The organism is uncultured Paracoccus sp. (genome assembly GCF_947487305.1).
Classification (GTDB): domain Bacteria; phylum Pseudomonadota; class Alphaproteobacteria; order Rhodobacterales; family Rhodobacteraceae; genus Paracoccus.
In genome coordinates, this window is sequence record NZ_CANKWH010000008.1 from 74,046 (window position 1) to 89,310 (window position 15,265).

Genomic DNA, 15,265 nt, shown 5'->3' on the forward strand with positions numbered 1-15,265 from the left:
CTCAATCCCGTGCACGCCCTGTGCACGCTCTGTGCAGCCAAATTCCCAGCATTTGCTGACGAAACCCGTGCCCGGGCGTCACTGTTGCGCTACCTACCGCACGCCGCCGTTGCACCCTCCGCAAACGAAAAGAGCGACCCCGAGGGGCCGCCCTTCCGTCTCACTCGGATCAGCTTCGATCAGAAGCGGAACGAGGCGCGGACCTGCACCATGTCGGTGTCCAGATCCAGACCGTCGACGTTCTGCACGTCGCTGAAGTCCTGCTTGGTGTATTCGGCGCCGACGGTGAAGCGGTCGTTCACCATGTATTCGCCACCGATGCCATAGGTCACGTCGGTTTCCGACAGGTCGTTGTCGCCCGAGATATGGGCGGCGCCCAAGGTGACGTAGGGCAGGAATTTGCCCATGTCATAGCCCGCGCGGCCACGCAGGCGCCACAGGTCGGCATCGCCGTCGCCCTCGTCGAGGTCGACCTTGTTATAGTCGAGCTCGCCGCCCAGGACGTAATTGCCGAAGTCATGGGTATAGCCGCCATGGACACCATAGGCGTCGAAATCGGACTCGGTGCCATCCGACGCTTCCGCGCTGCCCTGACCATATTGAACACCGGCGTAGAAGCCGGTCCAGTCGGTGCCGGCATCAACGGCAACCGGGACGACCGGGGCGATGACCGGGGTCTCGACGACCGGCGAAGTATAGCCGCCAGCGAAGGCCGAACCGGCGGTGAGGGTGGCTGCAACAGCCGCAATTGCGAGTTTCATCTGAAACATCCTTCTTCTGTGTTTCGCCAGCCGATCTAGGTCTGGCTCTGACAGGGTTGAAGGGTCGATGAAGGGCATGTGCGGGCTGCGTGTCGCTGCCGCAACCAACGAAACGTGATCGAAAGTGACGGAAAGTCCCGCATTTGCTGGAGTTCTCGGCTCACAGTCGGTTATCTCTGTGCGGCGTGGCACAGGCTCTGCGCATCCGCGCGGAGATCAAACCGGGCTATACGGCGCGGTCCTACGAGGTCACGGCCTTTCCCATGCCGCAGCGCGAGCCGCTGGCGGGTTTGATCGTCTCGGGCGTGGTCTGCAGGTTGGCGTCGGTTTCTGCAGGCGCCGGAAGGATGACGACGGGCTTGGCCGGCTCGGTGCCGGTCGTGGCCTCCTGCGCAAGGGCGGGCGCGGCCAGGAAGGCGGCGGCAAGCGCCAGGGTCAGGGCATGGCTGGGCATGGGTGATCCTTTCGATTGCGGGTTAACAGAGCTTCATCCTGCGCCCGAATCGCCCAATCACAAAATCACGCTTTGCCGATGCCGCGATTGCGAGCGGCCCTTTGCCCACCCGATCGTGACTGTCTTGCCGCCCGATTCATGGCTAGGGTGCCGTCGTGACCGCCCTTGACCGAAAGGACCGCCATGCCAAGCCGCCGCCACCTTCTGATCGGGGCCGCAGCCCTTGGCGCCAGCGCCGCCCTGCCTGCTTTCGCCCAGGGCGCCGACCGCCCGAATCCGATGCCCGAGGATCTGCGTCAGGCGATCGAGCGCGACCCGAATGCGCCGGTCCTCGGCAATCCCGAGGGCAACCTGACGCTGACCGAGTTCTTCGACTATAACTGCCCCTTCTGCCGCCAGATGGTCGGGGTCGTGCAGCAATTGATCTCGTCGGACCCGCAATTGCGCGTGGTCTACCGCGAATGGCCGGTCTTCGGCGAGGGATCGGATTTCGCCGCGCGGGCCTCACTGGCCTCGCTCAGGCAGGGCAAATACTGGCCATTCCACGTCGCGCTGATGGCGATGAAGGACCGCGCCGCCGAGGCGAGCGTCATGCGCATCGCCCGGCAGATCGGCCTCGATGCCACCAAGCTGCGCGCCGATATGGATCGCCCCGAGATCGACGAGCATATCACCACCTCGTTCCAGCTGGCCGATCACATGGGTCTGATGGGCACGCCGACCTTCATCGCCGGCGACGAGGCAGTCTTTGGCCGCATGTCGCTGAAAGAGGCGCAGGACCTGGTGGTGCGGGGTCGCAAGACGCTGGGGGTCTAGCGCACCTTGCCCTTCCAGCCGGGTGGCCTTCGCGCCACCCAGGCGAAGAAGCGGGCGAGGTCGGGATGCCCACGCAGCGCCTCGACGCTGTTGAACTGCCGGGCAAGCTCGGTCTCGGTCAGGGTCTTGTGGATAGTCGAATGGCAGACCTGGTGCAGCAGGACGGTTTCGCCGCCCTTGCCGCCGCGCAGTTTCGGGATCAGGTGATGGCGGCTCTGCGGCGCGCCCGGCGTGATCGGCCGCCCGCAAAGCGGGCAGACCGGATGTTCGGGGTCGGGATCGGTCAGACCCATTCCCAGGGGCGGGTGAATTCGCCCAGCTTGGCCTTGATGGCGGCCTCGTCCACCTCGCCATCGCGGGCCAGACGCGCGACCAGACCGCGCTTCTTGTCCTCGACCACCTCGGCCACATGGGCGCCGGTGCCAGCCAGCGCGGCGTCATAGACCCGGGTGATGGCCATGCGGCGCAGGTCGGGCTTGAAGATCTTGCCTACCGCCGTCTTCGGCAGTTCGGCCATGATCTCGATATGCTTGGGCAGGGCGGCGCGTTCGTGGATGTGGGTCTTGGCGTGCTCCATCAGCTCTTCGACGGTGACGGTCGCGCCCTCGGTCAGTTCGACATACGCGGTGGGCAACTCGCCCGCGAAGGCATCGGGCTGGCCGATGGCACCGGCAAAGGCGACCTGCGGATGGCTCAGCAACCCGTCTTCGATCTCGGCCGGGTCGATGTTATGGCCGCCGCGGATGATCAGGTCCTTGGCCCGGCCGGTGATCCACAGGTAGCCATCGGCATCGATGCGTCCCAGATCGCCGGTGCGCAGGTAAATGCCCTCGGCGAACAGGTCCTTGTTCTTGTCGGCCTCGGTATAGGTCGAGCCGGCATAGACGCCCGGATTGGCCACGCAGATCTCGCCCACCTCGTCGGCAGCGCATTCCTGCACGCCGCCGGGGATGTGCTTCAGGATGCGCACATGGGTATGGGGCAGGGGAATCCCGACCGAGCCCACTTTCTTGGCGCCGTCGACCGGGTTGCAGCTGACCAGACAGGTCGCCTCGGTCAGGCCGTAGCCCTCGGCGATCTCGACCCCGGTGGCGGCCTTGAAGCGGTTGTAAAGCTCGAGCGGCAGCGGTGCCGAGCCCGAGATGGCGGTTTTCAGCGACGAGACATCGGCATTCACTGGGCGCTGCATCAGCGCCGAGATCGCGGTCGGCACGGTGATCAGGAACGTGACCTGCCAGCGCTCGATCAGTTTCCAGAAATTGTCGAAGACGCCGTCGCCGCGATAGCCGGCGGGGGTCGGCATGACCACATGCGCGCCCGAGGCGATGCAGGACATCAGGATCGGATAGGCGGCAAAGACGTGGAACATCGGCAACGGGCAGATCAGCACGTCGGTTTCATCGAACAGCAGCCGCCCGCCCAGCCAGCCATTGTAGATCATGCCAGAGTAAAGATGCTGCGCCACCTTGGGCGTGCCGGTGGTGCCGCCGGTGTGGAAATAGGCGGCGACCCGGTCTTCCTGCGGATCGTTGAAATCCAGCCGCGTATGCTTGCTGCCGCTGGTCGCGGCCTCGAAATCCAGCACCTTGGCGTGATGCTTGAGCGGGACCTTGGGGCGCAGCAGCGGCACGATGAACTTTTTCAGCCCGGTCAGGTGGCGGTTCAGGTCGATCTCGACCACATGCGTCACGTTCGGAGCCTTGCTGACCGCCTCGGCGGCTTTCTGGGCGACGTCGGTCTTGGGAAAGGCCTTCAGCGTGACGAGCACCTTGGCCTTGGTCTCGCGCAGGATGCCGGCGATCTGCTCGGCGTCCAGAAGCGGGTTGATCGGGTTCACGATGCCGGCGGTGGCGCCAGCCATGAGCACGATCGGCGTCTCGATGCTGTTCGGCAGCAAGTAGGCGACGGTATCCTTGGGCCCGACGCCGAGGCTGCGGAACAGGTTCGCGGTCTCGGTCACCCGGGCGTGGAATTCACGCCATGTCAGGGTGGTGGCATGGTCGCGTTCGCCCGAAAGCAACTGGAAGGACAGGGCAGGGCGGTCCGGAAAACGCTCGGCCGTGGCGGAGAGAAAGCCGTAGATTGTCTTCGGTAGCTGCCGGCTTCCATAGTCCATCTCGGACTCGATCCGGTTGCGATCTTCCATGCTGCCAAAGCGGCTCATCAACGCCTCCCCCCGATTACGCGTCTTGTCCAGCCGGCCTCCTGCCAGGCCGGGTGGCGCAGAGAATGAGGCAAAGTTGCCAATGAGGGCAAGGGTGTTGCCCTTGCCCTCGGGCGCTGCAACGCAGCGTCAGAATGGGTCACGCAGGGTCAATTTTCCTGCGGAATGCGCAATGTCTGGCCCGGATAGATCTTGTCGGGGTCGCTGAGCATCGGCCGGTTGGCCTCGAAGATGGCGTTATACTTGTTGGCATTGCCCAAGTACTTCTTGGCGATGGCCGACAGGGTTTCGCCCTTGGCAACGGTATGGAACACCGGCGCTGAGGCAGCGGGCTGGGGCGCGGCTTTCGGTGCGGCGGCCTGTTCGGCAGCGGGTTTTGCGGTAGCTGTCCCGGCCTTGGGCGCCTCGGCCTTCGGAGCCGGTGCGGCGGGCGCGCCGGGCAGGTCGGCCTCGACATGGGCGATGCCCTTGATGTTGCCGACGGCCAGGATCAGCTTTTCCATGGTCTCGCGGTCAGCGCCCTTGGATTCCACGATCACCGTGTCGCCGCGCAGGCGCAGATGCACATCGCCGCTGTCCAGCCCCAGACGCTTCACTTCGGCTTCCAGCGCCGCGACCTTGGCCTTGGTCGCCTCGTCGAGCGCCGGACCGCTTGGCTTCGCCTCGGCGGCTTCGGCTTCCGACCCGAAGATCGATTTGCCGGCGTCCTTCACGAAATCCCACAATGCCATGGACTGTCCTTTCAGGTTCATGTCTCGATCGTCAAAACGCCAGCCGGATGACGAAGTTCCGCAGCACGGTCGGCATTGCCAAACTGCACCGAAATGTTCGATTCGTTGAATCCTTTAAAAATGCGGCCTATACAACCCTAACGGGCACCGGGAGGACAAGGCGGATGGGCAGGTACATTCTGGCATCGCTGATGGGGCTGACGCTCGCAGGATGCGCAGCGGAAAAGGGCGGGCTACACGCCTCGGCCAGCAGCAAGTATCCCGATGTTCAGGCCAGTGAGCCGGGTGCGGCGCAATGCCATGCGACGAGCACTGCCGATAACGCGACAGCGGCGGCGGCGACCAATGCGGCGCGTCGGGCTGCGGGCCTGCCGGATGTCCAACCGAACGCGGTGCTGGCGCGGGCGGCGGCGGCCCATGCCTGTGACATGGCAGGACGCGGGTTGATGGCGCATCGTGGCAGTTCCAGCAGCGGGCCGGCGGCACGGGTCAAGGCGCTTGGCTATGCCCCGCGCCTGACCGCCGAGAACATCGCCGCCGGCCCCTATTCGCTGAACCGGGTGCTTGCCGAATGGAACGCCTCGCGCGGGCATCTGGAGAACATCTACATCCCGCAGGTGCGCGAGGTGGGCATCGGCCGCGCCGTCGGCTCGGATGGCAGGACGGTCTTCTGGTCGGCGGTCTATGGCGCGCCGAAATAGCGTCAGGCGGTCGCCTGAACCTCGTCCCCGGCCATGTCATCCTCGACCAGCCCGGCGGTGAACTGCAGCCGCGCCAGCCGGGCATAAAGCCCGCCCTGCGCCACCAGTTCGTCATGGCGACCCTCGGCCACGATCCGGCCATGGTCAAAGACCACGGTGCGGTCTGCCGTCTTCACCGTTGCCAGCCGGTGGGCGATGACGATGGTGGTGCGGCCCTTGGACAGCCGGTTGATGGCCTCCTGCACTGCCGCTTCGGATTGGGCGTCCAGCGCGCTGGTCGCCTCGTCCAGCAGCAGGATCGGCGCATCGCGCAGGATGGCGCGGGCGATGGCGATGCGCTGGCGCTGGCCGCCCGACAGCATCACCCCGCGCTCGCCCAGCTGGCTGTCAAAGCCGTCCGGCAGGGCAGTGATGAAGTCATAGGCGTTGGCGGCGCGGGCGGCGGCCTCGACCTCGGCATTGCTGGCCTCGGGGCGGCCGAAGCGGATATTGTCGCGCGCAGTGGCGGCAAAGATCACCGGGTCCTGCGGCACCAGCGCCATGGCCTTGCGGAAATCGGCCCGCGCCATGTCCTTGAGATCGATCCCGTCCAGCGTGACCCGGCCCTGATCGGGGTCCCAGAAGCGCTGGATCATCTGGATCACCGTGGTCTTGCCGGCGCCCGAGGGGCCGACCAGTGCCACGGTCTCGCCCGGCTGAATGGTCAGGCTGACGCTTTCCAGCGCCGAGGCGTCGGGGCGCGAGGGATAGTGAAAGGTGACGCCTTCCAGCGCAATGCGGCCCTTGACCGGGCGGGGCAGGGCGACGGGATGGGCTGGGTCATGGACATTATCCTCGGCGGTCAAGAGCTCGGTCAGCCGCTCGGTCGCGCCAGCGGCGCGCTGCAACTCGCCCCAGATCTCGGACAGCGCGCCGGTCGAGCTGGCGACGAGGATGGCATAGATCACGAACTGCACCAGCTCGCCCGCCGTCATCGTGCCAAGCCGCACATCGCGCGCCCCGATCCATAACACACCGATCACCCCGGCGAAGATCAGGAAGATGACGATACTTGTCATTACCGCGCGGGTGCGAACACGCGATAGCGCGGTGTCGAAGGATTTCTCGGTCACTCGGTCAAAGGCCGCGCTGCTGGCGGCCTCGTGGGTATAGGATTGCACCGTCTGCGCGGCCAGCAGGCTTTCCGAGGCGGAGCCCGACGAGGCCGCGATCCAGTCCTGGTTTTCGCGCGACAGCTTGCGCAGGCGCCGGCCCAAGACCACGATCGGCACGATGATCGCTGGCACGATCAGCAGGACCAGCCCGGTCAGCTTGGCCGAGGTGACGGCCAGCATCACCAGCCCGCCGACGAGGATCAGCATATTGCGCAGCGCGATCGAGACCGAAGAGCCGACGACCGACTGGATCAGCGTGGTGTCGGTGGTGATCCGCGACAGCACCTCGCCGGTCATCAGCCGCTCGTAGAAGCGCGGGCTCAGCGTGATGACCCGGCCAAAGACCGCCTTGCGGATATCGGCCACCACGCGTTCGCCGAGGCGGGTGACGAGGAAATAGCGCAGGCCGGTGCCGACGGCCAGCAGCGCCACGATCATCAGCGCCGCGCCGAAGTATTCGTCCAGCAACTGCGCGCCCTGATCGAAGCCATCGACGACCCGGCGCACCGCCAGAGGCAGGACCAGGCTGATCCCGGCGGTCACCGACAGCGCGATCAGCGCCAGCACCACCTGGATCCGGTAGGGCCAGATGAAGGGCATCAGCGCGCGCAGGGCGCCGACGCGGCGGGTGGTGGGGCGGTCTTCGGTTACGGACGGGCTGCGTGCCATCTTGTTTCCTTCGCACGTGGCTCAGGACCGTTTAGGGGGCCGGGGCGGCAGGGGCAAGCGGGCCTAAAGGCGCACCTCGCCCCGCGCCAGCGCCTCGGCCAGCAGATCGACCGCCTGCGCCAGCTTTTCGTCGATGAGATGCAGGTACTGGGTCCAGTCGGTCAGGGTTTGCAGTTCTTCCTTGCCATCCGAAATGCCGCGAAGCCCGATAAGCGGAATGCCAAAGCGCATGGCGGCGCGCAGATGGGCGAAGGTTTCCATATCCACCATGTCCTCGGCAATGCCGTCATAGCCTGCGCCGCTGACGATATTCGCGCCGGTGGACAGGCTGGCCTCGGGGATACCGGGGATGCGATGGGGCAGCGCCACCTGTCGCGGCAGGTCCAAGAGCGGGGTGCGGCCCTTGTCGAAGCCGAGGGGCGAGGCATCCATGTCGCGATACGCCAGATGGGTGGCCTGATAGACTTCGGCCTGCGCCAGATGCCGCGAGCCGGCGGAACCGAGCGAGACGATCAGCGCCGGTTTCTCGGCCATCGCCGTCAGAGTCGAGGCCAGCACCACCGCCGCCTCGACCGGGCCGATGCCGGTCATCAGGGGCGTGATCCGCTGGCGCAGATGCGGGCCGTATTCGGGTTCCGCCGCCATGACGAACAGCACCCGCTGTCCGGCGATGCTGTCACAACTGGTCAGGTCCATTTCTGCCATCCGTCCTCGAATTCCACCCGCTCGCATTGCGCAAAGCCCGCCAGCCGCTGCAACTGCGCCTCGATCTTCGCCAGCCGACCCTTGGCCGGGCGGATGCCCGGTTCCAGCCAGAGGCCCGCGACCGAGAGCACCCCTTCGGCCCGCCGGGCGCGGGCGTCGATGCGGCCGATCAGCCGGTCGTCCTCCAGAATCGGAAAGACGTAATAGCCGAACTGCCGCTTGGCTTCGGGAACGAAGACCTCGATGCGATAGTGAAAACCGAAGAAGCGTTCGGTCCGGTTGCGATCGCGCAGCGCCGGATCGAAGGGCGAGAGGATGCGCAATCCGCGTGCCTGCGGCGCGGCGTCGGTCTCCAGATCGGGCCGGGCCAGCGCGCGGCGGTGGCTGCCATCGGCGGATTCAATGCGGACCGGCACGACCTCGCCCCGGTGCAGCGCGGCGTCGGCCCATCGCGCGGCCTCCTCGGGCCGGATGCGGCCCCAGAATGCCGCCAGCTCGCCGGTGGTCGCAAAGCCGAGCCGGTCCAGCGCGGCCTGCATCGCCCAGTCTATCGCATCGTCATCGGTCATCTCGGGGCCGGGCGGATGCACCCGCTCGGCCAGGTCATAAAGTTTCGCGAAGCCCTCGCGGCGGGTGACGGCGATCCGCCCGCTTTGCCACAGGAATTCCAGCGCCGCCTTGGAGGGATGCCATTCCCACCAGCCGCCCTTGCTGCGCGCCTCGTCCAGCCCGACATCACCGGTGCCGGCGGGGCCATGGTCGCGGATATGGGCGATCACCTCGTCCAGCCGGTGTTCGAAATCGGCGCCGTGCCAGTTGCGATAGCGTTCGAGAATGCGCGGCGTATCGCGCCGCATCCGCCAGCGCCAATGCGGCAGGAAGGCCGAGGGGATGACGGCGGCGTCATGGGTCCAGTGCTCGAAGAGGGTCCGGTCGCGGTCCACCATCCGCCGCAGCAGCTCGGGCCGATAGGCGCGGCGGCGCGACCACAGGATCATGTCATGGGCGCGGGCGACGGTGTTGATGCTGTCGACCTGCACGAAGCCCAACCGCTGGATCAGTGCCAGCAGATCGGCGCGCGTCGCCGCGCCGGTGGGCGCCTCGCAAAGGGCATGGCGATCCAGAAAGATGCGCCGCGCGGTCGGGTTGTCGATCAGCCGCATCAACCTGTCCGTTCATGGTGCGGGCCGCGGGACTCGAACCCGCACGGGCTTGCGCCCCAGGGATTTTAAGTCCCATGCGTCTACCATTCCGCCACGCCCGCGGATGGCTTTGGCTATCCGCTGGCGGGGGTGGTGGCAAGGGCAGAGCGGGGGTTTCACACCCCCCAGCCCGGCCAATGTGGCCGGGCGTTCTTCGCGGAAAAGGTCCACTGGACCTTTTCCTGGGCGCGTCTCACCCCGTGGGATATTTCCGTGAAGTAGAAGCTCAGTAGCTGCGGGTCGGGCGGTCGAAGACCTTGCGGCCCATCAGGCTGCCGACCAGATCGACCATCAGCTTGGCGGTGCGACCACGGTCGTCGAGGAACGGGTTCAGCTCGACCAGATCCAGCGAGGTGACAAGGCCGGATTCGTGCAGAAGCTCCATCACCAGATGCGCCTCGCGGAAGGTGGTGCCACCGGGAACGGTGGTGCCGACGGCAGGCGCGATCGAGGGGTCGAGGAAATCCACGTCGAGGCTGACATGCAGCAGCCCATTTGCCTCGCGCACCCGGTTCAGGAAGGCGCGCAGCGGCGCGACGATGCCCTGCTCGTCCAGCACCCGCATGTCGTTCACCGCGATCTCGGTTTCCTGCATCGCGGCGTGCTCGGCCGGATCGACGCTGCGGATGCCGAACATGCAGATGTTCTGTCCCGGGATCGGGGCGGGGAAGGGCGGGAAGGGATCGAAGCCCGGACGACCCGCGGCATAGGCCATCGGCGTGCCGTGCAGATTGCCCGAGGTGGTGGTCTCGACGGTGTGGAAATCGCTATGGGCGTCCAGCCAGATAACGAAAAGCGGACGGTTGATCGCCGCCGCGTGCTGGGCCACGCCCGCCACCGTGCCAAGGGCCAGCGAGTGATCGCCGCCCATGATGATCGGCATGCCGTCGGGCAGCGCATTGGCCATGGCCGCGCGCAGCGCCTCGGTCCAGGCCAGGATTTCGGGCAGGTGATGGACGGCGGGGTTGGCGCAGGTCTCGTTGCCGGGCGCGCGCGGGGTCACGTCGCCGCGATCCTCGACCGTGTGGCCGAGATCGCCAAGGGTGCGCGACAGGCCCGCCACGCGATAGGCGGCGGGGCCCATCAGGCAGCCGAGGCGGCGCTGACCTTCGTCGACGGGGGCGCCGATCAGGATGCAATGGGTCATGGTAGGCCTCCTACTTGCGCACGCCCTTGAAGCGGTCTTCCCACTCGGCGCGCTGGTCGTCGGTGATCTTGGCGAAAAGATTGTCGGGCGTGGTGAAAGCATGGCCGGCCTGAAGCGCCATCATGGCCTGTTCCACATCATCGGGCCAGCCCGCATCCGCAGTCCCCATTGCCTCGGCCATGGCCTTGGCGGTGAAGGGGATGAAGGGGGCAGAGAGCACGGCATAGAGCCGGATCAGGTTCAGACCCAGACGCACCTGCATGGCGGCCTTTTCCGGGTCGGTCTTGAAGCTGGACCAGGGCGCGGCGCTTTGCAGGTATTCGTTGCCCAGAACCCAGATGGCGCGCAATTCGGCGGCGGATTTGCGCACCTCCATGTCCGCCATGAAACCTTCATAGGCGCGGATGCGGGTGGTCAGCGCCTCGATCAGCGCGCGTTCCTCGGGACCGTATGCGCCGCCCTCGGGGACGGTCTCGCCGAACTTGCTGCGGCAGAACTTGGTGATGCGGCTGACGAAATTGCCCAGCACATCGGCGAGGTCCTTGTTCACCGATTGCTGGAAGTTCTCCCAGGTGAACTCGCTGTCTCCGGATTCCGGCGCATGGCTGAGAAGCCACCAGCGCCAGTAATCCGCGGGCAGGATCTCCAGCGCGTGGTCCATGAACACGCCGCGACCTTGGCTGGTCGAGAACTGCCCGCCGGCATAGGTCAGGTAGTTGAAGGACTTGATGTAATCGACCATGCGCCACGGCTCGTCCGAGCCGATCAGCGTCGCCGGGAAGCTGAGCGTGTGGAAGGGCACGTTATCCTTGCCCATGAACTGGGTATAGGTCACGTCCTCGGCGCCTTCATCCTTGCGCCACCAGCGGCGCCAGTCGGCATCCGTCTTGCCATTGGCATCGGCCCATTCGGCGGTCGCGGCGATATACTCGATGGGCGCGTCGAACCAGACATAGAAGACCTTGCCCTCCATTCCCGGCCAGTCCTTGTCGCCGCGTTTGACCGGCACGCCCCATTGCACGTCGCGGGTGATGCCACGATCCTGCAACCCGTCGCCGTCATTCAGCCATTTGCGGGCGATCGAAGTGGTCAGGATCGGCCAGTCGGTCTTGCTGTCGATCCAGGCGGCGATCTGGTCCTTCAGCGCCGACTGGCGCAGGTAAAGATGCTTTGTCTCGCGCACCTCCAGATTGGTGCTGCCCGAGATGGCGCTGCGCGGGTCGATCAGATCGGTCGGGTCCAGAAGCTTGGTGCAATTCTCGCACTGGTCGCCGCGCGCCTTGTCATAGCCGCAGTTCGGGCAGGTGCCTTCGATGTAGCGGTCGGGCAGGAAGCGGGCGTCGTCGATGGAATACACCTGCTTTTCCGAGACCTCGCTGATATAGCCGTGATCCGCCAGTCGGCCGGCGAAATGCTGGGTCAGGGCGCGGTTGCGGTCGCTGGACGAGCGGCCGTAATGGTCGAACGACAGGCCGAAGCCGCGCGCCAGTGCCGCCTGTTCGCCATGCATCCGGGCGCAGTAATCGGCCACTGCCTCGCCGGTCTTGGCCGCCGCCAGTTCGGCGGGCGTGCCGTGTTCGTCGGTGGCGCAGATGAACATCACCTCATGGCCGCGACCTCTGAGATAGCGGGCATAGAGATCGGCGGGCAACTGGCTGCCCACGAGATTGCCCAGATGCTTGATGCCATTGATATAGGGCAGGGCAGAGGTGATGAGGTGGCGGGCCATGCGCGTGCGTCCTTGGGTCGATCGGCGCCGTATGTAGCCGCGATGGGCCGCGAATGAAAGAGAGCGGGCGGGTCGACAGCGGCGGTTGCGGGACCTGCCCGGCCTGGTGCGATCGGGTGGGGCGCTAGGGCCCTTTGGCCGCGCCGCCGCACCTGCTGCGACAGATCGCCACCCCGGCCATGTTTGATGCCCCGAAATTGGCATTGTTCCTCGGATTGTTAATAGGCCGCCAGTGCCAGCCACCGCATGGGCCCATCGCCAAGGGTGGTGACGAGAACAGGCATGAACCCGCAATTTCATTCGCTTTTTGCCCGGCACTCATCTCTGCGGCCGCGGTCAATTCACCGCTTGGAAGAAGAAATCTGCAAGCGAATTAACCGTTTAACCAGTTAACCCGGCGGTTGCTGGTTTGATCGCGGGGGTTGGTGTTCAGGATGGCACATTCAATCGAGGATCCAATCTCTGGGAGAGACCTTTCGTGCCGACCTACACCGTCAACCAGTTCTATCTGGGCCAATTTGCGGAAATGGACACCGTCGAGGCGACCAACTTACTGAACGCCAATTCGACGATCGAGAACCTTGCCGTTGCCAATCTCGGCGGTGGTCCGAACTGGGCCATCGGCTCGGTCTTTGGCGGTGACGCGCTGCAGATGACCACGATCACCCAGAACGACACCGTCCGCGATGGCGTGGCCTGGCGTCTGGAAGAGGATGATTACGCAAATCTCGGTCTCCCGGTGTTCCAGCGCGATGCCGACAGTTATACCTATGACATCGGCGCGGGGCCGGTGACGTCGGCCATCGATTCGGTCTCGGCCTGGAATGTCGAGATTCTGCTGGGCGATGGCACGACCGTGACCAAGAGCATCAGCATCGTCCAGCTGCAGAACGGCGCGATCTTCACCAACCCGGCCGACGCCTTCAACGGTCTGCGCATTCAGTCGTTCAAGATCGTCAGCCATACTTCCAGCGACTACTACGGCACGCCGAACAGCCGGACGATCACGGACGCCGAAATCGTCTGCTTCGCTGCGGGCACGCAGATCCTGACCGATCGCGGCGAGATGGCCATCGAGGACATTGCCATCGGTGACATGGTCCAGACGCTGGATCACGGGCTCCAGCCAGTGCGTTGGATCGGCTGCCGTCGGATGGACAGCATCGATCTGGCCGCAAATCCCAAGCTGAAGCCGATCCGCATCGCGGCCGGCTGTCTGGGCGGCGCCCTGCCGCATCGTGACCTGCTGGTCTCGCCGCAGCACCGCATCTTGGTCCGGTCGAAGATCGCGCAGCGCATGTTCGGCACGCAGGAGGTTCTGGGTGCGGCGAAGCAGTTCCTGCGGCTCGAGGGCTTCGACATCGTGCAGGATGTCGCGGCAGTGACCTACTATCACATGCTCTTCGACCAGCATGAAATTATCTTCGCCGAAGGTGCGCCGAGCGAGAGCCTGTTCACCGGCCCGGTCGCACTCGACAGCGTCGGCGCCGAGGCGCGCGACGAGATCCTGGCGATCATGCCCGGGATCGCCGAAGCTGGCCGCGAGATCGAAGGCGCGCGGATGCTGCTTAGCGGACGACCGGCGCGCAAGCTGGCCAGCCGCCACCTGCAGAACCGGAGATTGCTGCTGGCCGACGCCTGATCGCAGAGGTTGAACCGCCCGGCTGGCTGCCCCCGTCTCAGGCGGTGGCTTGCCAGCCGCCACGTGACGGGGCAGGTTGCCGCCATGATCCCCGAATCCGATGTCACCTTCGCTGGCAGCTTTCTCGACCGTGCCGATCGGCTGCGCAGTGATGCCGCCTGGCAGGAACAGCAGCTCGCCGATCCCGCCAGCCGCGTTTCCCCGTTCTGGCGGGGCAAGCCGCTGTTCGACCTGATGCCCGAGGGCCCGCGCCTCGCCTGGCTGTCGGCCACCGATCCACTGATCGTGGACGGCCCCGAGTCGGTCGTGTTCATGGGCCTCGACGAGGCCGGCACGGCCCATTTCGCCGCCGATGTGTCCTATATCGCCCCGCCCGACGTGGCTCCGGCCGAATTCGTGGATCGCCGCACGCTGGACCTGTCCGAGACCCGCAAGTTCATCGACCTGCGCGCGATCATGGGCGAGATCGATCATCGCGATGCCGGCATCGCGGCGGCGGCCAAGGGCATTTTCGAATGGCGGCTGACCCATGGCTTTTGCGCCAATTGCGGCAAACGGAACGTGGTCAGCCATGCCGGCTGGCGGTTTGATTGCCCCGGCTGCGGGCGGCAGCATTTCCCGCGCACCGACCCGGTGGTCATCATGCTGATCCTCGATGGCGACCGGGTGCTGCTGGGACGGCAATCGAACTGGGACCCGCGCATGTATTCGCTGCTCGCGGGCTTCATGGAGCCGGGCGAGACCGTCGAGGAGGCCGTGCGACGCGAGGTGATGGAAGAGGCGGGGATAACCGTGGGCGAGGTGCGCTATGTCACCTCGCAGCCCTGGCCGTTTCCGGCCTCGCTGATGATCGGCTGCGCCGGGCGGGCCGAGACGACCCGGATCGTCATGGACCCAAACGAGCTTGAGGACGCGCTCTGGGCCAGCAAGGCCGAGATCGCCGAGGCGCTGGAGGGCCGGCACGAGAAGATTGCCCCGGCACGCAAGGGGGCGGTGGCGCAGGTGATCCTGCGGGCTTGGGTGAACGGGCAGGTGACGGGTTTCAACTGAGGCTCAGGCGTCGCGCGGCCCGAAGAGGATGATCCCCGCCGCCATTACCGCCAAGGCTCCGCCGATCAGGTCGAAGCGGTCGGGGCGCTGACCCTCGACCATCCAGCCCCAAAGCAGCGCCGACAGGATATAGACCCCGCCATAGGCAGCATAGGCGCGACCGGCAAAGGCGGCGGGCGCCAGCGTCAGCAGCCAGGCGAAAGCGATCAGCGCGGCGGCGCCGGGCAGCAGCCAGAGCGGGCTGGCCGACTGGCGCAGCACCGCCCAGAGGGCGAAGCAGCCGGTGATCTCCATCAGGGCAGCGGCGAGAAACAGGACAAGCGCGTTCAGCATGGGCGCC

Annotated in this window: 15 protein-coding genes and 1 tRNA gene; 4 read left to right on the top strand and 12 right to left on the bottom strand. The window is 65.9% G+C overall.

The genetic code is table 11. The features are described 5' to 3' along the window. Positions 1-179: 179 nt before the first annotated feature. Together Q1A36_RS11500 and Q1A36_RS11505 are read right to left on the bottom strand one after the other, a co-directional pair. Positions 180-761 carry a porin family protein gene (locus Q1A36_RS11500; RefSeq protein ID WP_299843808.1) on the bottom strand — a complete coding sequence of 194 codons (582 nt, stop codon included), beginning with the start codon at positions 759-761 and terminating at the stop codon, positions 180-182. 241 nt (positions 762-1,002) lie between these two features. Further along, entirely contained in the window at positions 1,003-1,215 is a 213-nt protein-coding gene (locus Q1A36_RS11505; RefSeq protein ID WP_299843811.1) for a hypothetical protein, read from the bottom strand. Between the two features lie 183 nt (positions 1,216-1,398). Between Q1A36_RS11505 and Q1A36_RS11510 the strand changes: the two genes are divergently transcribed. Beyond that, on the top strand, positions 1,399-2,031 hold the full coding sequence (locus Q1A36_RS11510) for a DsbA family protein (RefSeq protein ID WP_299843813.1): 633 nt from the start codon (positions 1,399-1,401) through the stop codon (positions 2,029-2,031). Here the strand turns inward: Q1A36_RS11510 and Q1A36_RS11515 are convergent. The 3 genes from Q1A36_RS11515 to lysM form a co-directional block, all read right to left on the bottom strand. Continuing rightward, positions 2,028-2,324, bottom strand: a complete 297-nt coding sequence (locus Q1A36_RS11515; protein WP_299843816.1) for an HNH endonuclease — start codon at positions 2,322-2,324, stop codon at positions 2,028-2,030. The two genes, Q1A36_RS11510 and Q1A36_RS11515, sit on opposite strands and share 4 nt — an antisense overlap. Next, positions 2,315-4,177, bottom strand: a complete 1,863-nt coding sequence (locus tag Q1A36_RS11520) for an acyl-CoA synthetase (RefSeq protein WP_299844190.1) — start codon at positions 4,175-4,177, stop codon at positions 2,315-2,317. Before Q1A36_RS11520 ends, Q1A36_RS11515 begins: the two co-directional genes overlap by 10 nt. Before the next feature lie 167 nt (positions 4,178-4,344). Next, positions 4,345-4,926, bottom strand: coding sequence for a peptidoglycan-binding protein LysM (gene lysM / locus Q1A36_RS11525; RefSeq protein ID WP_299844193.1), 582 nt, complete (start codon positions 4,924-4,926; stop codon positions 4,345-4,347). 164 nt (positions 4,927-5,090) lie between these two features. On the opposite strand from lysM, the gene Q1A36_RS11530 reads away from it, so the two are divergent. Further along, positions 5,091-5,627, top strand: coding sequence for a CAP domain-containing protein (locus tag Q1A36_RS11530; protein ID WP_299843819.1), 537 nt, complete (start codon positions 5,091-5,093; stop codon positions 5,625-5,627). 2 nt (positions 5,628-5,629) lie between these two features. Here the strand turns inward: Q1A36_RS11530 and Q1A36_RS11535 are convergent, their stop codons facing one another. From Q1A36_RS11535 to metG, 6 genes are all read right to left on the bottom strand, one after another. Continuing rightward, a complete protein-coding gene (locus Q1A36_RS11535) occupies positions 5,630-7,450 on the bottom strand; it encodes an ABC transporter transmembrane domain-containing protein (RefSeq protein WP_299843822.1) in 1,821 nt (606 codons plus the stop codon). A 63-nt stretch (positions 7,451-7,513) separates the two neighbouring features. Then, complete coding sequence (locus tag Q1A36_RS11540; RefSeq protein ID WP_299843825.1) at positions 7,514-8,155, bottom strand: 5'-methylthioadenosine/S-adenosylhomocysteine nucleosidase; 642 nt, start codon at positions 8,153-8,155, stop codon at positions 7,514-7,516. Next, positions 8,137-9,318, bottom strand: coding sequence for a crosslink repair DNA glycosylase YcaQ family protein (locus Q1A36_RS11545; protein ID WP_299843828.1), 1,182 nt, complete (start codon positions 9,316-9,318; stop codon positions 8,137-8,139). Before Q1A36_RS11545 ends, Q1A36_RS11540 begins: the two co-directional genes overlap by 19 nt. 15 nt (positions 9,319-9,333) lie before the next feature. Continuing rightward, a tRNA-Leu gene (locus Q1A36_RS11550) sits at positions 9,334-9,419 on the bottom strand. A 164-nt stretch (positions 9,420-9,583) separates the two neighbouring features. Next, positions 9,584-10,504: an arginase gene (gene rocF, locus Q1A36_RS11555; protein WP_299843831.1), complete on the bottom strand. Its 921-nt coding sequence runs from the start codon at positions 10,502-10,504 to the stop codon at positions 9,584-9,586. Between the two features lie 10 nt (positions 10,505-10,514). Continuing rightward, positions 10,515-12,233: a methionine--tRNA ligase gene (gene metG, locus Q1A36_RS11560; protein WP_299843834.1), complete on the bottom strand. Its 1,719-nt coding sequence runs from the start codon at positions 12,231-12,233 to the stop codon at positions 10,515-10,517. Between the two features lie 478 nt (positions 12,234-12,711). On the opposite strand from metG, the gene Q1A36_RS11565 reads away from it, so the two are divergent. Continuing rightward, positions 12,712-13,875, top strand: coding sequence for a Hint domain-containing protein (locus Q1A36_RS11565; RefSeq protein WP_299843837.1), 1,164 nt, complete (start codon positions 12,712-12,714; stop codon positions 13,873-13,875). Positions 13,876-13,959: 84 nt separating this feature from the next. Then, positions 13,960-14,925: an NAD(+) diphosphatase gene (gene nudC / locus Q1A36_RS11570; RefSeq protein WP_299843840.1), complete on the top strand. Its 966-nt coding sequence runs from the start codon at positions 13,960-13,962 to the stop codon at positions 14,923-14,925. A gap of 3 nt (positions 14,926-14,928) precedes the next feature. On the opposite strand, the gene Q1A36_RS11575 is transcribed toward nudC, so the two are convergent. Then, a complete protein-coding gene (locus Q1A36_RS11575) occupies positions 14,929-15,258 on the bottom strand; it encodes a YnfA family protein (RefSeq protein ID WP_299843843.1) in 330 nt (109 codons plus the stop codon). Between the last annotated feature and the right edge of the window lie 7 nt (positions 15,259-15,265).